Below are 22748 nucleotides of genomic sequence, written 5' to 3' on the forward strand. Positions count from 1 at the left end.
TGCCAAGGCTTGTGATACTATCCTGCCCCGTACCGGAATCTACCCCACCTAGTCGCTCCGACTTTGCCTTCTAAGACCTTATCTGCACGGAGCCGGGCTCGGCCCCTATCCGGTCAGTGTCGCCAGTCTGGCAAGCACGTCGTCCACGATCGCTTGATCAACTACTTGGCCCGTGGTTTCGACTTTGCGCGCTTCTGCGTCGATGGATTTGACCTGATCAACCAGCACGGCCCCAGTGATGTCGCAGCTATCCGGTAGCATCACTTTCCATGGCCATGGGGTGGTATTGGACGTGATCGGGCAAACCAGGATGCAGTTGGACACGCCGTTGTAAGCGGCTGGTGAAATAACAAGCGCTGGTCGCCGTCCTGCTTGTTCATGGCCTTTCTGCGGATTAAAGTTCACCCAAACAATTCGACCGCGATCTGGCGTCATAGGGCCTCATCGCCAGAAGGCGCATCATCCAGCGCAGGCGGCGGGGTCATCGCCCTGGCCTGCTCGACGAGTTGGTCCAACGCATAGCGTCGCCTTGCAGGCCGGATGACAAGCGCACCGTCATCAAGCTGCAAGCTGACTTCTTCGCCTTCCTTCAAACCGAGGCTTTCTACGGCCATCTTGGGTAGGCGCACCGCGCAAGAGCCGCCCCAGAGTCCGATTTTCGAATGCATTGCACGTACGGTCATTGCCTCCTCCATAATATGGAAAAGATATCATCGATAATGTAGATTTTCAACATTACTGCCTGTGATTTCCATGCTCGGGGTCTTTCGAGCTCCTACTCCGAAGCGCGATGAGGCTGGCGTTGAGACGCAGCTCACCGTTTGCGTGGCGTCTGGTCATCTCGACGCGGACGCCACCGGGGGATCGGATGGGTGTTTCCGGGTGGAACCTGTTTCGATCGATGATGAGGATGTAGAGCGCGGCCTTAGCGTCACCCATTTCGGTCACGGCGTCCTGATAGGCCGAATATCGAATGCCGAGCGGCTGCAACCGGTCGATCGAGGCATTCACGAAGTCCAGATGTAAAAACTGAAAGTGAAGTGGAACGGGTGGTAGAGCGCTAGATCAGCCTAAATTCGCACTGAACCCATTCGACTGTGCGCCCGAGAGCATCTCAATGCAGTTGTCGCGCCAAGGAAAGCAGTTTGAGCCCTGAGTTGCCCTTGCCGCTCCAACTGTGCGCTGCGGGCGCATTCGGCAGGTCCCAGCCCGAAGCGGGCCTTCGTCAAAAAGGTCCGCAAATTCCGAGATGCGGTACGAAGCCGTCAAACAAGGCGAGCACACTAATGGCCGCTGTCAGCTCGGCCGGAAATTAGCAATAAATTCGGCGGACTTTAGACGGCCCAGATTGCGAGCTTCTTCCTCTGCGGTTGTGTCGTCATCGATCAGGGTCGTGACCGAACGATCTGCGCCTGCCGTGAGCAGCATATGCATCGATCTTTCATCTTCTCTAATCGCAGCCATGTGTAAAGGGGTCCAACCATTGATACCTCGCTGATTGATGTCAACGCCAGCTGCGATCAATGCTTCGAGCATTTGATACTTTTCCTTGCCGTCATGTTCAATACAGGCAAGCACCGGAGGATACCCGTCAGCCGTACAAGGTTGCAAGTTAACCCCTTGTTCGATCATCCAGTTAACTGACTTCAAGCAACCACATTCGACGGCATGCACGATCCAAGGAGAGCCGAAGCACCCATCATTCTCGCACGGGAAACTGTCCACTAACTGCGTAGCGAATTCAAGTTGATCTAGGTCGCCATTAGCGAGCCATTCCTGAATTTCACATAGCTCTTTATAGGCAGGATTCTCTGACAACTTGTACCCGTGATCGATCCAGTCATTTCTAGCCACACTCTTGGATCCGCTCGATTTGTTCAGAAACGCCAACTTCCACTTAAGCAATAGCAGACCTTCAGCAGAAGCGCAGCATCCGTAGCTATGGGCTCTGAACGGACTTTCTCTGCGACAGGCCCGAGTTGGTCGAATGAGCCCAAAGCCGCCTTTGATCACGTTTCGGTCTATCGCGAGTGCAGCAAGTCGCGAACCGCAGATTCCGGACGTCCATCGTCAGGTGGCAAAGACAGGTGAGCGGACAAAGCTGCTGTGGATACGGGGTCAGCTACTTTACCACTCTGAATGGATGATCCGCGTTACGTGAAATGAACTCATCCACGTCCCGCAACCGCTCTGGAAACGGCTCAGCGTCTGGGTAGCTGCGGAAGCTAAAGAAGCGAAATCCAGCCAACCATAGTTTCTCAACTTTTGCCCATTGCTCATGGTCTGCTTTCTTGGGGGCTTTGAATGATCGACCCATCTCAGCAACAATTCCAACGCACTCAGGACAAGTTCGGCTTTCTATTGCGGGGTTCATTTTTCACGATTTTCGGCAAGCAAAGCATGCGTTTGCCACCAAATACTCAGGACCACGTGATTTGAGTATAGACGTATCTGGCAATTTCCTCGTACCGCTTTCACGGCGCAAAGCCATTCGTCTAGATTTTTCGTCGCCCTTGGCCATTTCCGTAGTGTGGCGGCGTTTGAGCTCGTCCTCAATGGGCTCAGAGCGATCATTTGATGGTTTCGGCAGGTTTCGTAAACTCGTCTGACGTGTTCAACGATGGCTTTGCGGACAAAGCAGACTTTGTCATCCGCAACAACTGTCGCCATTCTGGATCGGCGGACAAGGCACCGTGGCATAGGAGCAGTAGACACAACAATCCCCTTCCAACGGTTTCAACACCGCGTGGCACGACGTGCACTCATAGAACCACTGGCAGGCGTCCGTCGGCATTTCTTCGGTTTCGCTGTGCCCACACTTTGGGCAAGTCAGTGTGCTTTCAAGCACTACGGTTTGGTCCGTCATTTTCTCACATCTGCGTAATCAGGAAGTCGTTGATCCGAGCCTCATTGAACAAGACGAACCAAGCTAAACCAGTCATCGCGGTCGTTCCCCAAAGCCACCACTTTAATTTCGGCAATGAACCGCGTTGATAAGACACCAGCCAAGATACCACGACGAGCGCGGTTGACACTGCCAGTACGTAGTAGCTTGCCGCTGCTATTTGCCCAAAGATTGCAATCCAACTGCCGCCCAGTCCCAGCAACATCATCGTCATAGGCAATACACAGCAAGTCGCGACTCCTAGTGCTGACAACGACCCGATGTAACTAAGGCTGAGATACTTCTGCATTTTCGTTTCTGACGACCCTTTTTTGTGCGGAACTGTCCAAGCGACACCATCTCGTATAACTTCTGTAGTCACTACAGGATCAAGGCAGGAATACTCACATGTATGCGATTGGGGAAGCATCCCGGCAAAGCGGTGTCGGCATTGAAACTATCCGCTACTACGAACGCGAAGGGATCGTGCCAAAGCCGGAACGGGCATCAAATAATCGCCGCATGTACTTCACGCGGGATATTGGAAGGCTTCGCTTCCTAAAGAAGTGCCGTGACTTAGGCTTTTCGCTCACGGACGCGAAGACGCTACTCGACCTGTCCGAAGGTGACGTTGAGGATTGCCAATCCGTAAAGCAACTTGCCGAGCTCCACGTCTTCAATGTGCGTACAAAGATAGACGAACTTAGGCGCTTGGAAGCGGCGTTGGTCGAACTTACAGCCAATTGCGACAGCGGGAATGTCTCTTGCCCCATGCTCTCAAAACTGCGTACCGACTAGTGAAACTTTGGGCTCATCTGCTTGTCCGAGCTCGCCGCAGAGAAAGTCGGTAGTGAGCCCAAAGATACAGCGGTTATAGGCCGTTATTTTGAGCTTTGGTTAGATCTCGCGCGTGCAATCAATCATCCACTCAAGATATTCGCCGTTGGCTTGGTCAACATCAATCGAGAGAATACTGGGCGTCTCATAAGGGTGCATCCTGCGGATCGCTTCAACGACTACGCCAAAAAGCTCTTTTCGGGTCTTCAGCAGAAGTGGGACCTCCCGCGCGGTTACGATTTTTCCCTTCCAGAGGTATTTACTGCTAGTTGCAGTGTAGCGGTTCGATGAGGAAACCAAACGCTCTTCAAGAAGCCTGTCCGCGATCTGGTCAGCGACTTTCTCGGATGGGCAGTTGACCCAAATTTTGACTATCATCTGAAATCTCACAAACGCTAAGCCTGAGTTCTTAGTCTAACACGGGACCATTCCGACGCCATTGTTACTCCTACAACGTATCGCCACCTGGTCATGCCGTTTCTGCAGCGGTTCGCGGCCGAAGTCGCGATTGGTATTGCAGATCTTTGCGGCCAAGGCTCCTTCAAGTTCATCAAATCATCTCGTACCCGCGATTGCGGTCGAGACCACACGTGAACTCTGAAGCGAGAACGTCGTGACGCATGGCTTTGGGCCGCTTGCGTGACACATTTGATGATCCGCTCTTTGTGCGCGTCGAATGACGCAGCACAAAATCTCACGCTGAATCCGAGCTAGTGCAGCACTGCTATTTTGCGGCCACAGCAGGTTTCGCTAGAGCGGCCGTTCACGCCGCGCGCTATTCTATTGCCACCTGGCCGACGCCCTGTCGGGCATCAAGGGCGCGTTCGTTCTGTCTATCAATGATGTTCCTGAAATGCGGCAGTGCTTCGCGGCGTTCCATTTGGAGCCGGTCAGTTTGAAATACACGGTCTCAAAGTCCGAGGCGACAGATGCGAAGGAACTGATTATCTCAAACCGGGAAATCAAAACCTGCCTGATTTGAGGGTCCTGCGGCAGGCTCGCCATTGCTTGGGGTTCGCCAAAACGATGAGGTCGCGCCAACGACGGGTCCGCCCTCATTGTAAGGAAAGTCAAACAGCGTTCGTTCATTTGACTTAGGGGCGTTCCTACACCGTCGAGTACTTTCAATACCCTGCGTTTCGAGAAAATGGAAATTCTAAGTTGATCCACGGGAGATGCGGTCAGCAGTCTTTGTAGGTGGCTCGGTTAAGTTTCTTTTTGCTTTTACGGGAATTACCTCATCACGGTGAACTCCGGAATAATCAAGTATTGTCATTTGCCTTGAAGCCAAGGCGCACAGAAATGTTCTGGAGTTTGGTGATAGTTGGTCCAGAGGGACCAGAAATAGTGACATTATCCATTCTCATGGGAGCAGACATATCAAAGATAAAATCAGGAATATGTACACAGCCATCAGGGCACTCAATCTTCGACAAATCCAGATGTGTTGCGAAACAGTCTCCTGAACTCGTAACTTCCGTCCCATGCGGAGAAAAGTCCTCAACTAAAGCTTCGGATTGAGATTGAGATGGTTCAGTGAACTCAAAAAAGCCAACTGCTTCTGCTTTTTTCGAGAAATACTCGACCTTTAGTCTCGAAAGCACCAAAAGTTCATGTAATCCGAGCTCGGCCAAAACTTTGTCGTTGGCGTCGATAGTCGCCTTCGCTTCTAATAAATGCGGAGTATCCAGATTTTTTCTTGCATATGCCTTTAGAACGTGACCGCGAACCAAATCATCCAGAATCCCTCTTTCATCAAGCGCGTTTAAGATATCAACCGGGTCAATGCTACCTTCCATCGAGCGCGGTACGATAAACGCTAACGCGGTTTCAATTATTCTCGCAAAGTGTAACGACAGCTTGGTCCTTCTGCCCCAACCTTGTACTTCGCGATCAGAAATATCGTTCAAGTTTCTAAGAAACACGCCAAACCTTTTGGCCTTTGCTAACGCCGGCTTTGTAAATCCACTCGAAGACACACCGACAATCGCGTCAGCTTTCAGGCTTTCTCTCCTACCTATTAGGGCTTCTATCCATTGAACATCTTGGGGGCGGCTTCTGTGTCGGCATTCAATGTGAACAACAAGCCCGTCCGGTCGTTCAACCTCAATGTCGATCTGGCGGTTCTGATCAGGATAATCTGGATCAGGTATAGTTTTGTTCCACGTTACTGCGGCATCCCTGTTCAGAAGTGAGTAAATTCTACCAATTCGTTTTTCAAATTCTACAGCATCAAGCATCTTTAGCTCAGTTGTTCTTAAAAGTAGATGTTTTAATGCAGCGATCTACCTTAAATTGATCGAGTTTGAAAGAGTAGCAGTAGTTCGCTTCCTAACAAATATTGCTTTTCAATCTGAGTTAGTTTGTAGTCCAAGCGTACTTTGTGCCCTCCACTCTTCGGCATTTACTCCATAAAAAGCCCGCGCACGGTGGCCACTTGTACCGAAGAACAGGTGGACGCGATCATTCTGCTGTGGCACGAAAAGCCGAAACGCAAGCCGTCTGAGTTATTCGAGTTGGCCAAGGAAATCCTGGGCTTGCCCGATGATCATGAAATGAAAACGTCATGAGTCCGTGATCTAGAGATAAAACATGTCGGTACAAGTCAGAGGGACAAGCCGAGCCACTGGAACGGCATTTTTTAGCAGCAACGATTAGGGATTGGTATTTTGTCAGATTGGTTAACACTGATTGGGCTTTTGGTCACATTACTGGGGGCAGGAATAACTGCTTGAGCGGTCATATTGAAACCAGAGGATGCAGCCAGGATAGGTGTGTCTCGGATGAGTGGCTCTAGTTTAGATGATCAATTGAAACTACCGATGGTTCGAAACCTCCTAGCAGCCTCACGTTGGGCGAAGAGGGGGCTGGCGCTGATAGCTCTGGGGACGATCCTTCAAATTCTTCCAGTCGCCCACAGACTAATTCAACTCGCATAACAGGAGTAACAGGTGCCAGATTTACAGGATCGTACAGACGAGCAGTTGGCAGCAGATGCGTCTCAACCTGGGTCACAGATGGCCCATTGGATTGAGTTCGAGTTTCGACGTCGGGAGTTGCAGATCGCGCGTGAGACGTCCCTGGCTCAAATCAGCGCCGCCCGTTGGACGATGGGATCGGCTATCGCTGTTGCTGTTTCTGTAGTTGTCGCAGCCGTCGGAATTTGGGTGGACGCGTTAGTATTGGGTTCACAATAAGGAGCGGGCGTTATGGCAATCGAATTCCACTGTTCAAATTGCGGGCAAGTTGTGCCCCGCCTGAAACAAAAGGGCGAGAGTGACATTCGCTGTCAGGGTCGCATTGAGGTAGACATGCGTTGCCCTGATTGTGGTCGATCAATCGAGCGTCTCGTATTGCCGGAAGAATTCCTGAAGGGTTCACAGTAAGGAACGGAGCGTGGAAAAGAAGGCATTTGGCGCATGGGTTTTGCTCGCTTTGGGAGTTGCCCAGAGTCTGTTTCCAGAATGGAGCGGGCTATTGCTCGATCGTGCTGCACCTGCTGGCGACACAGTTCAAATCACTAGCACCATCTTCTTTGTTGGGGCGATGGTTTTGTTTTTCATGCGCACACAGCCACGAGCGCAAGCTGCGACAGCGGGTGAATACGACATCGGATATGCCGACGGCCAACTCACTAAGGCCGATGATTGGGACCGGGCATTCATTGCCGGGTCGCTCAATCTTGACGAACAATGCGAGATTGATCCGTCTGCCGTGTCAGACGCATTGGCAGATATCTTGTCCTCAGATCAGACAGCTCAACGCTCGGCTGAAGAGTTCACAATAAGGAGCGACACTTTGGCGAGTTTCGAAGGATCAAGGCGCGTGGGGTAGAAACTGAGGCTGTGCAGTTAACCGGCAGGCCGCGAACGGTCGCCACTTACACCGAAGAACAGGCGGACGCGATCATTCGACTGTGACATGAGAAGCCTAAACGCAAGCCTTCAGAGATTGTCGAATTGGCTAAGAAAATTCTGGGTTTGCCCGATGATCACGAAATGAAAACGTCATGGGTACGTGATCTAGTGATTAAGTATGTCGGGACAGAGCAACGAGATAAGCCAGATCACCGGGTCGGCATTTCCACAGGCAGAGAATAGAGGAATATTTAGTGGAGTTTTTCAGAGCGCTTTCAGCCGTTACCAAGTATTTTGACGGATGGTTCACTTGGTTGTCTGATCTTGGCGGCACGTCATCCCGATTTGAGGTTACCGGAGTTGATGTGGTCACTATGTCTACCGTCGTAATCGCGATTTTTACGGTATTGTTGTTTGTCTGGCAGTATCGCCAGCTTAGGCACTCAAAATTAGTGGCGAACGCAGACATCAAATTTGCGCTCTACGAGAAAAGGTTGAGTGTTTTTTTGAGCTAAAGAACTACTTCAAACAACAGGTATTTAGGGGTAAAAACGACTACGATGAGGCTCTTGTTATGTATAGGGCAACAATCGCAGCTGACTACATTTTTGGCGATGATGTCAGGAAGTTTATTGACCAGTTGTTCGGGCTCGAATGTCAGCTCCATTTTATTGACAGCAAATACAAGGGCGTAAACGAACGCGTGAATTTGCAATTAAGTCTGTCAGAAGAGTAGCAGGAAATGAGGGAAAAGTTCACCGACGAGTACAGCAGTATAACCAAGCAATTGTTTTTGATGGGGGGCGAAGACCAATTCTATGCATTGTTTGGGACTTACCTGCAGTTGCCAAGTGAAATATAGGGCTGTGGGCCCATGAACCTATAGTCAACAAATGGGAGCAAGTATGATTTCCAAGACCGCACTGACTGGCGCGGCCGGCGAGCACTATGTTCTGTCTGAATTGCTTCGCAGGGGTTATATCGCCACGCTAGCGCCCCAGGGCGCCCCAAACATGGATGTTGTGGTTGCAGATACCGACGGCAGGAATTTCTGCGCTATTCAAGTGAAAACCAGACAGAATTCGGGTAGGGACGGTGGTTGGCACATGAGCGCCAAGCACGAGAAGATTATCGAAGAGCGTTTGTTCTACGCGTTCGTTGACTTCGGTTGCTCGCCAACAGATTCCACAGAGGTGTACTTAGTTCCGAGTGCCAAAGTCGCGGAAGTGATATCCGCAGCTCATGCCGCTTGGCTAGACAATCCTGGGAAGGGCGGTCGCAAGCGAAAAGACGGTCCAATGCGCCGTTTCACACCAGACTATGCATCTGCGTTTGGTCCTAAACCGAACCCATACCCAACTGGGTGGTTGGAGCCATATCGACGGGCATGGTGGCAGTTGGAGAATTCGGAAGAAAGTCATTAATAAGGAGGACAGCGGTTTGAGTTTTAAAGGCCGATGCAGTTCTTGCGGCTGGACGACCCGTCGGGCGCTAAAGAACATGGACCGCCCATGCCCGAAATGTGGTGGCGCAGTTTACGTCCATGAGGAGGATCGCGCCGAGGCTGCGACATTATCGCCATAGCGTATAAGAACCGAACATCACCACGTCGTTCGGATCTTTGATGATTGGATTTGGTGTGAGTTCACCGATGAAGGGAACGACTTTGTGCCAAGTGTACGGAATATCTAGCCGATCAAGTGCCACAGCCAATTTCCGAGTGTCTTCAAAATCCTGAAGTATCCATTGCATATTTTGGGCTCAAATCTGAAAGCATTGTTCCGCACATACAGAACACCATCCCGGAAAATGCTCAACAGCAGACATTTGAGCTTTGTGTAAAACCAGTAGGTTTGGGCTCGCTCCAGTCATTCGCTGCGCGGGTTCAAACAGGTGGTTTTTGAGCCCTGACCGATCATTGCCGTATTATCTGGATGCTGCGGGCGCAGTCGGCAGGTCCTTTCAGCCAAAGCAGACATCGCCATTTTGCTCATCGGGTAGAATATGTGATTTCGCTGCGGGTGCAGAACGAAGTGAAAACTTGCTTATAAGCAGACTTTCATTGAACCCGATAGCTCGTTTGCAGAAGGCGATCTGACAAAGTTACTGCTTTTTCGGGTCAATCCTGAGAGTGCATCTCGATATTACCTACGTGTTTTGCCTCAGCAAGGAAATCGTCCACAGACCCGACGAACGTATCCTCCAACGCCTCGGACTTGGAGTACTGCATTGGCACCACACCGCTACAGATCAAACAGGAAATGACCTCAGGATTTGATTTGTCGCAGAATTTAGCGATCTTGGCGATATTTTCTTTCGCAATCCTAACGCGATCAAGGTGCTTCCTAAGTTTGTCCTTCTTGCCTTCGCCTTGATAATCAGAGAGTTGAGCTGCAATTTCGGAATAGTTTCGCGCCGCAGACAAATCCTTGCATTCCATAAGATACACTTTGTTGTCTGTGTCATTCCAAGCCAGCACATCCACATCGCCATAGTTTTTGTCCAGCTTTGCATTCAAAATTTCTTCCAGCTTGATCTCTTGGCGTACCAGCCATCCTTGATCAGACAGTTTTTTTGCCACGTCCGCGTTGAAGGTATGACCTTCGCTTGCGACTCCCCACCAATCGTTCCGCATTTTTGGAGAATTGAAGAAGTCCTGATCCAAAGTTCCATTGAACGCACCATCAAATACATAAGCAAAGCCGCGACGCAAAATAGTTGGTGCAACTACGGCCTTTTCCAAGCCGTCTACGTCCATTCCCAAGATTGGGCGGGTCACGATTGACAGCCTTCGACCATATTTCCAAGGGTAGATATCCTTAATGTTATGCCCCTCGGGAATGGTTTCCCAATTGTCACGAGATGGCAGCAAGAAGGTAGTCCAAAATGCCCTTGCTACGGCTTCCGAGACTTGATCCGATACCACATTATCGACGAATTCACCCTCGGTAAGCTCCAAGACCAAGCTCCCTTCGCGAAGACCAAAGTCCTCTAAAGCCTCTATGATGTATCTTGCTTCATCCAAATTGAAGCCGAATTCGTTAGCCCAAATTTTCCAAAACTCAGCATCGATCTTGCTTTCAGTTTCAGGGACTATTTCAGCTTCTTCGTAGTTTTTGGCTTGTTTAGCTGATGCCGCGACAAAGTTATCGCCTACTACTCTTTCTAGCATCGGTTCGACCACAAAATTACCGAAGTCGTCCTCAACTAGAACGTCCCCTAGCGGCGAAATTCTTAGCTGTGGCTTCAAAGCGTTGAAACGTATTGCGTCAGAAATACCACCCAAGCGCACTACCAAAGCAATCTTTGCAATTAGGTGTTCAAGTTCAATGTCTGAAATATTTCTATCGCCGCTCTTTGGACAAACGCATATCGCCATTTCAATCAATATCCGACAGGCGACACTAGCACTGACACACTGTGAATTGTGCTCAACATATTTTGCTACTGTGTTCGGTGTATTTCCATTCAGCCCCAAAATGGCCGCAGATGTGCGCCGCCATTGTGCAGAATTTTCCTCAGCCCTCAATGTATTGTAAAGCAACCTATGCACGATAGGGCGACATTCAAATTTTGCTAAGGCATCTTTAACGTCCCCAAGCAATTCATCGACCAATGAGGCAAGGAACCTACAACACTCACTTTTGCCAGATACTTTCCCATCCTGAGAAACACCTTTACCCCGCCAACCAAGGCCGATCTTGGTTGCTGCATCTGGGATTTTTTCAATAGTTATGAGTTCTTTTGGAAGATCATGGCGAAGAAAATCTCCAAAGTCTTGGGCCACAAACAGATGGAAGCAACGAGCATGTTCGTTAGGAACGACCTCATCGAAAAGCTCTCCCAATCGGAGCAGTGATGTTTCATCGTTTGAGTATGAAAGAACGGCATCCAATATCGTCCTGACAATGGTTGCCTCGGCCACGTTCTCAGATGACCTGAAACCAATCAGAAACCCCCTTCCAAACGTTATTTCTATCTTGTTTTTCGTTTTGTCGAAGGTGACTTCTATCAGGGATTCTAGGTCGACACGACTAGCCTTCTGCGTTAAGTCTTCTGGCGTCTCAGCATCCCTAAATGCCAACGTAATTTCTATACCGTTTTGGTTCAGCCCCTTGCTGTCCAACGCGTATCCCATGCGTCCAAGCCACTCATTACACATCTCCCACAGTCGATATCCCAAATCACGATCCGTGGCGTTTGGGCAATCCACACGTAGCCATATGTCATGAGCGCCGCGATAGACAGACAGAAACTTTGCCTGCATTAAGGCTCGTATCGAGACGTACACTTTTTCTTTGGTTTCGTCGTACCAATAAGAGTTGGCAAAAAATTTCTTTAGGGTATGCAAGTCACCTTTGACATCAATTGCAACGTGCTCATCGTATAACTTATCCCCTTCAGCCCTCACTTCCCTGAGTAAGTTCATAGGAGGCATCAACTGAAGTGGTCTTTGAGGGCTGATGCGATCTCCATCCAAAGATGCATGTGGCACCAAGTGCCCATTATTAGATCGAACCCAACCAATTAGGTTCGCAATCCCATTAACGTTCCACAGATTTACACCTTCATCCATCAGCGTGCTTTCTGCGGACAATAGCTGATACAGATACCGCAGGCTGATTTCTGGTAATCCACTTAACCTTATGAGATCAGACGCGGGAAAATGGGCAAAATGCCAACCTTCTTCTTGGAAGGTAATACTTTCGGTTGCCACACCTGGTCCCCAGCCACATCCAACGAGGATGACCAGTCCGCCCTTTGCTCCGTCTTTGGACCTGAAAGAGTTGACCGAATTATCAATCTCTTCTTGCAGAACCTTTGCGATCTTGCCGTCAGTATCTCTGATTACATCTTTGAAACGCTTTGAATGATTTAGCTCGGTTTTTGGCAAAAAAAGATGGAACGAGGCATAATGACCTTCATCAAATTGCAGACCGAATGTCGCAAACTTGACCTGTTCATGATCCCGCCAAAAAATAGGTGCGCCAACTGGACCTCCCAGTAGTGATGTGTTGCTGATTGCATCAGAAAATGAGTTTGCCAGCCGCAAATCAAGCGTTGGTAGCTGATCCATTCCATGAATAAATTCGAGCAAGTAACGTCGTATTGCTACCGATATAGCCGTTGGCATAGCTACAAGTAGATTTTCTTCATCAAACACCATGATTGGGCACGAAATCAATGAGTTGTCATCGACCTGCTGCGTTGTAAGATCAAAGAATTGTTCTGGACGAAAAATGAACGGAGCCAAATCAGTTGGCAAAACACCTACCGCTTCCAGTTGAGTTATAGGTATGAGTGTTCGATCACGTAGGTCTCCTTCGGGAGGAAGGTGTCTACTCTCGAGAGTTCCAAATTTCTCGTCAGAACCAATTATATACCGTTCAATATCAGAGTTTTTACAGACCAATTCAGATACAAAAAGTAGAGCTTGAACGGACCTTTTGACCTGAAAAAAGCTTCCTTCGTCTGGCATGGTGTCAAGTACGTCAATCATTCGCTGAGTATTGAAACCCGAAGCTTCCCACAGCCCTTCAATCAGCCGAAAATTCCCTTCAGCATTAGTAACTTGAGAAACAAATACATCCTCAGCGGGGTCTTCACCTAGAACGCTTGGCGATTTGCCGATTTCACGAAACCATCGTGCGGCCTGTCCAATACGTGGGCGTTTACTACCCGAACAGTGGATTGCAGCCAACAAAACCAGAGACTCAAGCCTTATGTTGTGGGACTGGTATCTGGGAACGGTAAGCAATCCACTCAATAGTGCCACAGTCAAAGACCTGTCGTACTTGGCTAGGTCTCTTACTAGAGGTTTGCTTTTCTGCCCAATGTCTTGAAGTGTTACGTTGAGGTTTGCCCAATCCATTTGCTCTCCAAACAGCTTCTTAAATTCTTCAGGAACTTGGTCGAAAATATCCAAATCAATCTCTTTCAAATCACGGGGTTGCCCAATGTTCGTACGCAAGGAAAACAACTGCATCAACTTTGAAGTAGCTAACACAACCAATGGCTGAAACTCCACCGTCTCTGGTAGAGCTACATGATGGGCGGTTGTCTGCTTTGATTAACTGCATCTTTGACTTGACTTAGATGTCGGGCATGGGTCGTTCGTTAAACTTTGCAAAGTCCGGTTTCTGCGCATTTCCGCCGTTCGTAGTGTTCGGTGCTGCAAGCGCAGCAAAAGTCCGCTGTGGGGCCTTTTTTGCCGAGCTTTGCAGCCACCTGCAAATTCATTCGAACCCACGCATCTGGGTGATCGGCGGTGCCATCTTGGTTTACTCAACCCGTTTTCTCTTCCTTTTCCTGATGGCGACGAGGCTCTGGTTGAGCCTGAGCTGTCCGGCATGATGCCGCGCGGTCATGGCGCGCAGGACCCCGCCGGGGGATTGGATTGGGGTATCGGGGTGATCGACATTGTTGTCGATGATGAGGACGCATAGGGCGGCTGCAAAGTCTCCCATCTGGTCTACGGCCTCCTGCCAGGCCGAGGAATGAATGCCAAGGGGCACAAGCCTGTCGATCGCGGCGATCACGAAGTCCCGCGGGGCAGGGCAGGGGCGTTTGCCCTGCGCCAGCAGGACCCTGAGCTGCATCTCGTCGGTACAGAGACCACAGAGCACATCCGGTGTCAGCCATTGGAGATTTTCCTGATTTTGGGTCTTGTGCCCTGCCGGATCCGCTTCATCCTGTTTTTCTAAGCACTTTGCGCCGCCGTCAGGCGGCGCATCATCAATTGTTGGTTCTGCCGGCTTGCCGGCAGGCCGTTTATCCACACAGGTGTTACAGGTGTTACAGGATACAAGATTCTCTTCTGTTGTATCTTGTATATCGTGCCGGACATCAGAGTCCGCCCTGCCGGACTCTTGTGCGTTTTCCTTCTCGAAATCTTCGAGCTTATCCACAACAGAACCCATCTCGTTGTACAGCTCATGCATCGCCTCGGTCGGTGTTGCGGCTGAGAACCGCCTGGGCCAGGACTGAAGCTGCTCTGCGGTCTCCAGAAGGGTTTTGTGTTCGGGGTGTTCTTCAATCAGGGCAGCCAGCTTTTCCTTGACCATCCGGCGCACGGCACTGATCTTTTGCTTCAGAACCTGCCGGTCGCGGCGCTCGTTCCTCAAAGCTTCCGAGACCGCGACAAGATGTGGTACGGCCTCGATGAGCGGGGTGAAGACGATGCCATATCGCTTCAGTGAGCCGTCGCGGTTGCGGAAGCATCCCCGCTGGTAATTCCCGCCCACGTTCCGCTCCACAAAACCGAAGGTCGTTTCAAGGACCCGCTCAATGCGTCTGACTGATCGTTCGTCCAGATTGGCAAGATAGGCAATGTTGGACTGGCGGGTGTGGCATACGGGTTGAACGTGCGGATCCGTCCAGTCGGACGGTCGGGTCTCCGCCATCATCAGCTCCAGGACGTGGATCTGGCCATTGGTCATGCCGAGTGTCTTGCCCACACGGCGTATCAGGCGCTCCACATCACTGCGTTGCATGCCATCCGGCAGCACGGGGTAGTGTTCAGGGTCGCGAAATCGCGCCTGTAACTGGGCGTTCATGCTCTGCTCCTCATTTGTGAAGCAAGGCGTTTTGGGCTTCCCGATCAGGCAAAAAATTCCTGTTCGCACAATTGCGTTTTTTTCTTGCCAGTTCTGTTGGGAGTGGGATACAAAATAACTGCTACGATATTTTGTTCCTACCCCCGCAGAGGCCCCGCCTTGCGGGGGTTCGGCTTTTTAAGGCGTCTTTTTCTCCTTCTGATTCCAAACTGCGCGTGTTCATTGGGGCATCGCCCCACACCCGCTAAAGGTGGCGGGCAGCTGGCGCTGACGACCAAAAGATTGTGTGCTGCATTGAACTGAGAAACTGGCAGGCTGCGTCTGGTGTCCTGAGCAACCGGTGAGTCAGCATCAGTAGTTCACCTGCTCAAAGCCGTAGTTTTGTTCATAGTCTCGCCATTCAACAAAGACGGCTCGAACCGAGACTGCTGGGCAGTTTTGCCCATATTTGCCGAGTCCGACAAAGGCACGCGGAACTGAACCAACGCCGACGTCATGCCAGCTGAAGTTCCCCTGTGTGCCATAGACGCCCATCCGTACATTCGCATGACGAACGCAGTCTTCCTGGCTTCCCTGCAGCCGTTGTCGCGCGGTTACGTTAAAAACCCGGATCGAACGGACAAAATCAAAATCAGGCCCGCTGATGTCGATGTTGGCCACACCGTGACCCCCGCTGTACTGCTGGATGCGGTGCAGCATCGTGTCGATCGGTGGACCAAACGCAGGCCCGCTCGGGTGGGATTGAAGTGGGTGCCGTCGATCCGCAAGGATGTCGTAGATGCGGGAGGCGGTCGCTTCGCCGGGTGTGATTTTGGACGCAACACCCATTGGACAACGCCAGATCTGAAGGGGCGGTTCTACCGGAAAGGGTGTGATTCGGCGGATGAACTCTGCCTTGGCCGCGGTGCATTCGGGGGAGGCGGGCCAGCCCCCAGCGAGACAAAGAAATATAGCACAATCTATAGGATAGGCGGCAGCGGAAGATGAAAACAGACCGGTTACCGCCAGTGCGACACCAGAAAAGATGTTGCGGATTCTGTTCTGCGCCGGGTGCATCCTCTCGCCCCCTGGTTGATTTCGACAAGGAATAACCTTGGCGCAGCGTCAAAGCAACGAATTTATCGATTTACAATTAAAGTCTAGCAAAGAATGAGGCGATTTTATGTCAAAAAATTGCCCTTGGGGGCTAAAAAGTGACTCAATTTCAGTATCTTACGGTACTTTGTATAGTCATTTTTGGTGGACCATAGTGCCAGATACTGAGCTGCAGATTATTGGGCGGTCAATTCGGCGATTGCGTAAAGAGAGAAAGTTGAGTCAGACTCAGTTGGCTGAATTGGCCGATGTCGGTCTCATGACGATCAGCCTCCTGGAGAATGGCGCCAACAATCCGAGATTCAGCACAATCGAAGCTTTAGCGAATGCGCTGAACACTAAAGTTGCAGCATTGTGTTCTGCCGACCCGGCAACCTCCCACCGCACAGACGAAGCTCTAAAGAAAACTGTTGGAAAAAATGTTTTGGCGCGGCGCGAATTCTTGGGGCTGTCTCGAAAGGAGGCTGCAGAGCGCGTTGATTTAATACAACAAAACTTTTCCACTGTTGAGAATTGTACAAGCTTGCCAAAACTTGGAAACCTGCTCCAGATTGCTCAGGCCTTAGAGGTTCAGCCAAGTTGGTTGTTGGACAAGGATTTTGATCCCAATAAATCTGCGCCGACAGGTGTAGTGTATTTTTCCATCCGCGAAGTGTTCCGTAGAATTCAAAAAGAAAGAGAAAGACAAAATCTTTCTGTCGCGCGAGCCGCCCAATTAGCCGGCTGGCATACGTCTCAATGGTACAGGCTTGAAAGCAGTGCGCGAGACGTGAGTGTCGTCGTTGCGCAGGGCGCATGTCGAGCTCTTGCCGTAGAATTGTCAGCTATACTTAATAAGACACCTTGACTATTCGTCGCGTATTGATCATTAATAATTAGTAGTACCAATTTTTAACATTTGCGTTGCGTACCCCAAATCGAAAACACGCGACATGTTGAGGGGTCTCATGTCTGCGTTCTGAACCGCCATACGGCGACTGAAGAGAAGTGCGACGAAGATCATGACCCCGCTGCCTGCCCGCCAAACCCTGACCCAGTTCACAGCCGTAGCTGTGATCGCCGCCATCACCCTTTCGGGCGGCCCTACGAACGGGCAGGTCATCGACGCAATGCCCAGCGAGCAGGCGGAGCGGATTGATCCCTTGCCGCTGCCTCCAGGATTTCCGGTGGAAGGAAAGGCTACCTCGTTGCCTCCCCCGGCAGTGTCCCCGGCCACGTCTGAGTGCCCGCCATATACAGTCGTGGTCGGAGATACCCTTTCAGAAATTGCAGAGCGCCAGTTGGGTGCAGTGTCTCGCTCGGCAGAGATTGAAAGGATCAACGGGCTGACAGGCAAGTCCGTTATTCGCCCAGGGCAAGTACTGCGGCTTCCCTGCGCGGCAGCTGGCGGGAAGCTGCAGGACTTCCCCCAGCTCGCGCGCGTCCCGCTCTGGACCGCGCATTCCGGGGAGCTGGTCTCGGACGTCATTACCCGTTGGGCCAAACCGGCAGGTTACAGAGTCGTCCATTCCGGTGCGTATGATTGGGAAGTGCAGGTCCCAATCTCAATCCGGGGCAGTTTTCGGCAAGCTCTCGAAGACCTGATCTCTGGTTTTGAAGATAGTGGCCGTCCGATCTGGGTAAACATTTCCGCCAACAACGTCATCGTCATCGGGGGTGCAATGTGATGCGCTCTCACCTAGCACCCGCACTTCTGATGCTGAGCCTCTTTGCCGGATGTGATGCGATCCGGGAGGCGGATGGCCTTACTGACGAACTGACCGGGCGCATATCTCAAGAAGGTGTGCGGCTGAGTGAAGCGCAGCGCGCTTTGCTGCAGGACGTGGACCGGCCTTACTATGGTCAAGCAGTTTTGCGCCGTCAGACACGGCAAAACGGTGAACCAATGCCGCAGGAACTGGAGCGTCCCGACAGTATCTCGATTTCGACAGGTGGGTCCGCCGCGAACATCGAAACACTGGCGAACCTGATCCACCTTCAGGCCAATATCCCGGTCAAAGTGCGGAATGTTTACAGCCTTCCCAACAATCAGGTGATCCGGCTTCCAATCAACACAACCATGCAGATCGACTATGAGGGCAAGCTGTCCGGCTTGCTGGATCAGATCGGAGCCCGCACGGACACGGGCTGGTCCTTCGACGGCACGGCAATCACGATCGACCGCATGATCACGCGGCGATACCGCGTTTCGCTGCCGGTTGGTTCTCCGGACCTGGAGACGCAGATCGGCGGTATAGTCGGTACCGGCTCTGACGGCGGCTCGGGTGGCCAGCGCAACGTGAGTTTCAGCCGCAATATCAATAACGACGATGTGTGGGCAGACTTCCAGGCCCAACTTGCGGCAGTAGCTCCGCCGCCAGCACATTTGACGATTGCCAGATCTACGGGAAGGGTCATCATCTTTGGGCCGCCTTCGGTACAGAAGAAAGCCGAAGAGGTCATTGCGGATTTCGAAGAGATTTACTCGACGCGGATCGCCATTGAAGTCGCCGTTTATTTCCTGGACACAAGCAAGACAGACAATTTTGCGCTTGGGTTGGAAGGGTCCGGCAGCCATGGCGCAATCAGCGGCGCCGTTGGTGCACTGACCGGCAACGGCGTGGCGACCCTTTCAAACGATTTCGGATCGATCAATTTCCAGGCGCTGGCGAGTGACAGTGCCGTTGTAGATTATCGTCTGGCATCGACCATCGCCCAATCGGGTACAATCGCTCCAATCGTTTTGCCCCGGTCACAGAACTACGTCAGCAAAATCGCCGAAACGCGGAACGAAGACGGAACCACAACCACAAGCGTTGAGACAGCCACCATAGACACCGGCATTTCCATCCACGCCTTGCCGCGTCTCGTGGACGGTAATCGCGTCCAACTCTCGTTGACCATTCTGCAAAACGATCTCACGGCGCTGGAAACCTTCGACAGCGGAGCGGGGAGCCTGCAACTCCCCACGGTGGATCAGCGCGCCATCCAGAATGACTCGATCCTGGCGCCGGGCGAGACGCTGATCCTGTCCGGTTACGAGCAGGACAAGGCGACACGCGCCAACACCGGAACGGGGCGCGCGACCTTTTTTGCTCTCGGCGGACGTGCAACCGGTGAGACGGGCAAAATACGCATGATGGTGCTTGTGCGCCCGGCAGTTATCCCAGTGGCGAGGTGATGCATGGTGCGTGTTGTCTCATATCACGGGCGGGAGGCCGTGGCGGGGCTGCGATGGGATCGCAAGCCTGACCGCCCGTTCTGGAAAGCCGCGCCAATTGCCGCGAGCTGGTCGGACCGGTCCGCCCTCCTTCCGGACGGGAAAGACTTGATTGGAACGGCCAGCCTGCTTTCGCTGCTGGTGGGTGGTCTCCCGGATCAGATGTCGCGCGGCACGATGCTCTTTGCCTTTGCCGATCCGACACAGGATTTCTATTTCGCGGCCGTGAATGTGGACGGGAAGCCAAGTCTTTCCGAGGAAAGCCTGTTTTCCGACCGCAAGGAGCTTTTAGACCATTTGCGCCGCGAATGCGGACAGGGTGGGATTGACAGCATTGCAACCACACCCGAGCTGGCCGCACTTTTCAGATCCGACCTCAAGGATCTGAAAGAGGCCAGCGACCTCAAAGAAGTTTTGATTGGAAAGCCGCCGGACGGATATGACCCGGTACGGGTGGAAGGCAAGCGACCCAAACAGCCCGGATATCGTGCTCTTGCAAAGCTCGTGGTCGTGACGGGCCTGGCGGGCTGCGCGGTCATTGGGGGCCGACACTGGTTCACCGCGCCCGAACCGGAACGGGATGCAGAGCTGATGGTTGCGGTGGTGACGGATCGCGCGGCCTTTGAGCAAAGCTGCCTGGAAGCGTTTGAAGAGGAATGGCCCCGGGCTCCGGGCTGGGACGTTGTGCAGGAGGGCTGTGCAACGCCCCGGATGCAGGACCCGGCATTGAATGGAAAACCGGTCACCGGGGCTGTGGCTTATCGCGAATACCAGTTGCGCGGAAACTATGACAGCGAGATCGCGCGGCGGGCGGCGGAGGCTGTACATGAGGACACCGACGTCTCTTTGAGCGTCGAAAATCGCAGCCTTTTTGCCACCAAGGTCATCCAGGCCCCGGTTATCAAGGCAGGGCAGGGGGGAGCCACGGTCCCCATGGCGCCCGATCCGGTTGCGCTGCGCAAAGCGGCGGCTGAGGTCTTTCTGGGCAGCGCCGGGTTGAGGGTGACGCTTCCTGGCGGATCACAGGCCCGCGTCCGCGTCGAACTTCAAGGCAGTTTCGAAGACGTGCTCTCCACAGCAGGGCGTTTGCCCGGGACACGGATTAACCGGCTGTCGCGCCAAAACGAAACAGTCACACTGGAGCTGGTGCCGATACAGCCGCACCTCATTCCGCTCGCCGCGTTTGGGAAGGAGGCAATCTGATGTATCAACAGGTGCTGGCTTCCGCATTTGCTGCAAGCGTCAGCATGGTCCCGACCGCTGGTTTCGCGCAGGACTGGGACAAAATGCGGCTGAGCGATGCGAGGCTGAACTCCGCGGCCAACTACACAGATGTGTTGCGCACCGCCCATGCGGAAGTTGAACGGTACATTACCTGGCGCGGGTGGGAGACCTCTCTGAGCGCCGCGGAGCAAAAGGCGCGGACAGCCGCAATCCTGAAGGATATCGAGACCAGCGAGACGGTCAGCGCAACACTAGTGCCAACGCTGGTTCGGGCAACGCTCGACAGCTACGCGGTGCGGTTCCGATATTGTGACGGCAAGCTGCTGAGCTATTTCGGGACGCCGGATTTCAAGCACAATTTCTCGGCGACGCAAATTGCGGAAGCGCCGGTTTTGAGAGCGCAGCGGCAGGGCCGACAATATACTGGCAGGCGCATCGGCACGTTGCGGGCCGATCCGCCCGAAATGACCCTTAAACTGGCCAACGGCGGCCGACAGGTGGATATTCCCGACTGTCTGATCAATGGCATTTACGGAAACCTGCCCGATGGTGTGGCCGTCGCGTATATCAGCGATGCACCGGAGAAATTCGGCGTCGCCCATGTGAGACGCAAGCGCGAGACACAAACGCGCGCCTGTCCGAATGGAAAGGTTGGCCAGGGCCGGACCCAGACCCGCTATCTGCGGACGGATTACTCCGCGCAATGGGTGCAGGAGGGAACACCTTATTACGACACGGCCGCCGGAGGGGACGGCAACTGGGTCGTCACCGCCGATTACTGCCGGGACCCGGTGACCATTCGCAAGCGGGATGTAAGAGCCTGCGATGCGGTGATCCGTGGCGCGACCCGGACAATCACCATGCCGGGGCGGGGCAGGGCGGTTTATGACTATTTTCTGACCGAGGCACAGGACCCCACGGACGTCACCAGGGTGGTCTGGCTGCCGTCGGATGCGGATGGCAATTATACAGCCACGGCGGTTGGAACACTGTCGCCCTTGTCGAACTGCGACGATCTCACGACAACATCGACGATCACACCGACCGTCAGGACGACGACGGAACTTCAAACGCATGCCTGCGGGTCTGGCTGGACCCATGGCAACAGGTCCTACCGGCGCACGGTCACCACGATCACCTACCGCTATAGCGGGGCAAGCCCTGGCTGGCAGTCCGGACTTTCGGCCAGCGAAGTAAACGTGGTGCGCCATGGTGCCTGGTCGCTGACGTCCAACAACTGCCATGTGTGGCGGTCATCCACGAGGAGAGAGACACGGCGAACAACCTGCAGCTGCAATGGTTTTGAGAATTACGAGCGAACCGTGACAACGGCGGGGTGGGATTTCGAGGCACACGCAGATCAGATTTCCACGACCTACAGCAACTGGCGGCACGTGTCCGGGAAATGCGAACCGGCCTGGAAGATCGAGCGGCAGGGCGGCGCCTGTCGCAATAACAGCAGTTGGTCCAACAGTGGCGGTGGCGGTCGTGAAGGCCAGGAAGATAACGACCGCGACGGCGTCTACGACGGCCAGGACGCCGATGATGGCAACGCCAGCGTGGGTCATGGGCGTGGCAGTAGCAATGGCGGCGACGGGGGACGCACGTCATGGCGTTAAGTTTCTTGACCGGTTCAACAAGAGCAGCCACTACAAAAAAGTCGCACAACCTAAAGGAGATAAGAATGTTTACCTGCAAAACACTCTTCACCGCGCTCCTGGCGCTGATCCTGACAACCGGTGCAACGCTGGCCAAGGATAAGAAACGCCCATCGCATAAAGGTGGTGAGATTTTCCAGAATGTTGATGCTGAACATGTCCGGCCTTTGCTTGCAAACACCGCTCGGGTGACCCGGCTTTGGGATGATGAAGGCAGAGAACAGGGCGGCTATGCCCGGATCGTCTGGTACGGTGCCGACGGCCGGGAACATTCTTGCCTTACAGACTTCGAAGGTGTGTCGGGTGTGTGGGAAGAAGGTATCTATTCCGGGCGCATGATCGATGCCAAGCGCCATAGCGTGCGCTACCCGCTGAAGGAAGGCAGTTATAGCAATGGAAAGAAATGGTATCAGCTGTTGCGCTATAATGGCGAAACGG

General features: G+C 52.7%; 22 protein-coding genes. 11 read left to right on the top strand and 11 right to left on the bottom strand.

Annotation, left to right across the window (positions count from 1 at the left end; all coding sequences use genetic code 11):
- Positions 1–105 precede the first annotated feature (105 nt).
- The 6 genes from GOW92_RS23595 to GOW92_RS23615 form a co-directional block, all read right to left on the bottom strand.
- The gene (locus GOW92_RS23595; protein WP_170565923.1) at positions 106–435 is read right to left on the bottom strand and encodes a type II toxin-antitoxin system PemK/MazF family toxin; all 330 of its coding nucleotides are present in this window, start codon (positions 433–435) and stop codon (positions 106–108) included.
- Complete coding sequence (locus tag GOW92_RS23600) at positions 432–683, bottom strand: AbrB/MazE/SpoVT family DNA-binding domain-containing protein (protein ID WP_217356582.1); 252 nt, start codon at positions 681–683, stop codon at positions 432–434. The genes GOW92_RS23595 and GOW92_RS23600 overlap by 4 nt, the downstream gene beginning before the upstream one ends.
- Positions 684–735: 52 nt before the next feature.
- Entirely contained in the window at positions 736–1011 is a 276-nt protein-coding gene (gene repC / locus GOW92_RS23605; RefSeq protein WP_170565926.1) for a replication initiation protein RepC, read from the bottom strand.
- Between the two features lie 285 nt (positions 1012–1296).
- Positions 1297–1854 (bottom strand): ankyrin repeat domain-containing protein, encoded by a 558-nt coding sequence (locus tag GOW92_RS25430; protein ID WP_368040326.1) that lies wholly within the window; start codon positions 1852–1854, stop codon positions 1297–1299.
- A gap of 793 nt (positions 1855–2647) precedes the next feature.
- Positions 2648–2866, bottom strand: coding sequence for a GDCCVxC domain-containing (seleno)protein (locus GOW92_RS25055; protein WP_254453138.1), 219 nt, complete (start codon positions 2864–2866; stop codon positions 2648–2650).
- Between the two features lie 4 nt (positions 2867–2870).
- Positions 2871–3119 (bottom strand): hypothetical protein, encoded by a 249-nt coding sequence (locus GOW92_RS23615; protein WP_254453139.1) that lies wholly within the window; start codon positions 3117–3119, stop codon positions 2871–2873.
- A 173-nt stretch (positions 3120–3292) separates the two neighbouring features.
- Here GOW92_RS23615 and GOW92_RS23620 point away from each other — a divergent pair, with 173 nt between their 5' ends.
- Complete coding sequence (locus tag GOW92_RS23620; protein ID WP_170565932.1) at positions 3293–3682, top strand: MerR family transcriptional regulator; 390 nt, start codon at positions 3293–3295, stop codon at positions 3680–3682.
- Positions 3683–3781: 99 nt separating this feature from the next.
- Here the strand turns inward: GOW92_RS23620 and cutA are convergent, their stop codons facing one another.
- Both cutA and GOW92_RS23630 read right to left on the bottom strand, forming a co-directional pair.
- Positions 3782–4099 carry a divalent-cation tolerance protein CutA gene (cutA, locus tag GOW92_RS23625; RefSeq protein WP_170565935.1) on the bottom strand — a complete coding sequence of 106 codons (318 nt, stop codon included), beginning with the start codon at positions 4097–4099 and terminating at the stop codon, positions 3782–3784.
- Positions 4100–4983: 884 nt separating this feature from the next.
- Complete coding sequence (locus GOW92_RS23630) at positions 4984–5961, bottom strand: restriction endonuclease (RefSeq protein ID WP_170565938.1); 978 nt, start codon at positions 5959–5961, stop codon at positions 4984–4986.
- Positions 5962–6150: 189 nt separating this feature from the next.
- On the opposite strand from GOW92_RS23630, the gene GOW92_RS23635 reads away from it, so the two are divergent.
- From GOW92_RS23635 to GOW92_RS23650, 4 genes are all read left to right on the top strand, one after another.
- Positions 6151–6291 carry a hypothetical protein gene (locus tag GOW92_RS23635; protein WP_170565941.1) on the top strand — a complete coding sequence of 47 codons (141 nt, stop codon included), beginning with the start codon at positions 6151–6153 and terminating at the stop codon, positions 6289–6291.
- Positions 6292–6672: 381 nt separating this feature from the next.
- A complete protein-coding gene (locus GOW92_RS23640; protein ID WP_170565944.1) occupies positions 6673–6918 on the top strand; it encodes a hypothetical protein in 246 nt (81 codons plus the stop codon).
- A 199-nt stretch (positions 6919–7117) separates the two neighbouring features.
- On the top strand, positions 7118–7555 hold the full coding sequence (locus GOW92_RS23645) for a hypothetical protein (protein ID WP_170565947.1): 438 nt from the start codon (positions 7118–7120) through the stop codon (positions 7553–7555).
- 928 nt (positions 7556–8483) lie between these two features.
- On the top strand, positions 8484–9002 hold the full coding sequence (locus GOW92_RS23650) for a hypothetical protein (RefSeq protein WP_170565950.1): 519 nt from the start codon (positions 8484–8486) through the stop codon (positions 9000–9002).
- Positions 9003–9697: 695 nt separating this feature from the next.
- Here the strand turns inward: GOW92_RS23650 and GOW92_RS23655 are convergent.
- The 3 genes from GOW92_RS23655 to GOW92_RS23665 all read right to left on the bottom strand — a co-directional run bounded on the left by GOW92_RS23655 (position 9698) and on the right by GOW92_RS23665 (position 15962).
- On the bottom strand, positions 9698–13519 hold the full coding sequence (locus tag GOW92_RS23655) for a hypothetical protein (RefSeq protein WP_170565953.1): 3822 nt from the start codon (positions 13517–13519) through the stop codon (positions 9698–9700).
- Positions 13520–13859: 340 nt separating this feature from the next.
- The gene (gene repC / locus GOW92_RS23660; protein ID WP_170565956.1) at positions 13860–15134 is read right to left on the bottom strand and encodes a replication initiation protein RepC; all 1275 of its coding nucleotides are present in this window, start codon (positions 15132–15134) and stop codon (positions 13860–13862) included.
- 351 nt (positions 15135–15485) lie between these two features.
- A complete protein-coding gene (locus GOW92_RS23665; RefSeq protein WP_254453140.1) occupies positions 15486–15962 on the bottom strand; it encodes a hypothetical protein in 477 nt (158 codons plus the stop codon).
- Positions 15963–16383: 421 nt separating this feature from the next.
- On the opposite strand from GOW92_RS23665, the gene GOW92_RS23670 reads away from it, so the two are divergent.
- From GOW92_RS23670 to GOW92_RS23695, 6 genes are all read left to right on the top strand, one after another.
- On the top strand, positions 16384–17076 hold the full coding sequence (locus GOW92_RS23670) for a helix-turn-helix domain-containing protein (RefSeq protein WP_170565962.1): 693 nt from the start codon (positions 16384–16386) through the stop codon (positions 17074–17076).
- Positions 17077–17230: 154 nt separating this feature from the next.
- Complete coding sequence (locus GOW92_RS23675; protein WP_170565965.1) at positions 17231–17896, top strand: TcpQ domain-containing protein; 666 nt, start codon at positions 17231–17233, stop codon at positions 17894–17896.
- Positions 17896–19389: a secretion protein gene (locus GOW92_RS23680; protein WP_170565968.1), complete on the top strand. Its 1494-nt coding sequence runs from the start codon at positions 17896–17898 to the stop codon at positions 19387–19389. Before GOW92_RS23675 ends, GOW92_RS23680 begins: the two co-directional genes overlap by 1 nt.
- Positions 19390–19392: 3 nt before the next feature.
- The gene (locus GOW92_RS23685; protein ID WP_170565971.1) at positions 19393–20631 is read left to right on the top strand and encodes a hypothetical protein; all 1239 of its coding nucleotides are present in this window, start codon (positions 19393–19395) and stop codon (positions 20629–20631) included.
- The gene (locus tag GOW92_RS23690) at positions 20631–22271 is read left to right on the top strand and encodes a hypothetical protein (protein WP_254453142.1); all 1641 of its coding nucleotides are present in this window, start codon (positions 20631–20633) and stop codon (positions 22269–22271) included. Before GOW92_RS23685 ends, GOW92_RS23690 begins: the two co-directional genes overlap by 1 nt.
- Before the next feature lie 65 nt (positions 22272–22336).
- A partial coding sequence (locus tag GOW92_RS23695; RefSeq protein ID WP_170565974.1) for a hypothetical protein occupies positions 22337–22748 on the top strand: 412 nt, incomplete at its 3' end.

The sequence above is a fragment of the Ruegeria atlantica genome, from assembly GCF_013032505.1.
Taxonomy (GTDB): domain Bacteria; phylum Pseudomonadota; class Alphaproteobacteria; order Rhodobacterales; family Rhodobacteraceae; genus Ruegeria; species Ruegeria atlantica_F.

What these genes read in the sequence shown, in the direction of transcription:
- GOW92_RS23595 (WP_170565923.1), bottom strand. Translation starts at nt 435, where the DNA reads ATGACGCCAGATCGCGGTCGAATTGTTTGGGTGAACTTTAATCCGCAG.
- GOW92_RS23600 (WP_217356582.1), bottom strand. Translation starts at nt 683, where the DNA reads ATGACCGTACGTGCAATGCATTCGAAAATCGGACTCTGGGGCGGCTCT.
- GOW92_RS25055 (WP_254453138.1), bottom strand. Translation starts at nt 2,866, where the DNA reads ATGACGGACCAAACCGTAGTGCTTGAAAGCACACTGACTTGCCCAAAG.
- GOW92_RS23615 (WP_254453139.1), bottom strand. Translation starts at nt 3,119, where the DNA reads ATGACGATGATGTTGCTGGGACTGGGCGGCAGTTGGATTGCAATCTTT.
- GOW92_RS23620 (WP_170565932.1), top strand. Translation starts at nt 3,293, where the DNA reads ATGTATGCGATTGGGGAAGCATCCCGGCAAAGCGGTGTCGGCATTGAA.
- cutA (WP_170565935.1), bottom strand. Translation starts at nt 4,099, where the DNA reads ATGATAGTCAAAATTTGGGTCAACTGCCCATCCGAGAAAGTCGCTGAC.
- GOW92_RS23630 (WP_170565938.1), bottom strand. Translation starts at nt 5,961, where the DNA reads ATGCTTGATGCTGTAGAATTTGAAAAACGAATTGGTAGAATTTACTCA.
- GOW92_RS23650 (WP_170565950.1), top strand. Translation starts at nt 8,484, where the DNA reads ATGATTTCCAAGACCGCACTGACTGGCGCGGCCGGCGAGCACTATGTT.
- repC (WP_170565956.1), bottom strand. Translation starts at nt 15,134, where the DNA reads ATGAACGCCCAGTTACAGGCGCGATTTCGCGACCCTGAACACTACCCC.
- GOW92_RS23665 (WP_254453140.1), bottom strand. Translation starts at nt 15,962, where the DNA reads ATGGGTGTTGCGTCCAAAATCACACCCGGCGAAGCGACCGCCTCCCGC.
- GOW92_RS23675 (WP_170565965.1), top strand. Translation starts at nt 17,231, where the DNA reads ATGACCCCGCTGCCTGCCCGCCAAACCCTGACCCAGTTCACAGCCGTA.
- GOW92_RS23680 (WP_170565968.1), top strand. Translation starts at nt 17,896, where the DNA reads ATGCGCTCTCACCTAGCACCCGCACTTCTGATGCTGAGCCTCTTTGCC.
- GOW92_RS23685 (WP_170565971.1), top strand. Translation starts at nt 19,393, where the DNA reads ATGGTGCGTGTTGTCTCATATCACGGGCGGGAGGCCGTGGCGGGGCTG.
- GOW92_RS23690 (WP_254453142.1), top strand. Translation starts at nt 20,631, where the DNA reads ATGTATCAACAGGTGCTGGCTTCCGCATTTGCTGCAAGCGTCAGCATG.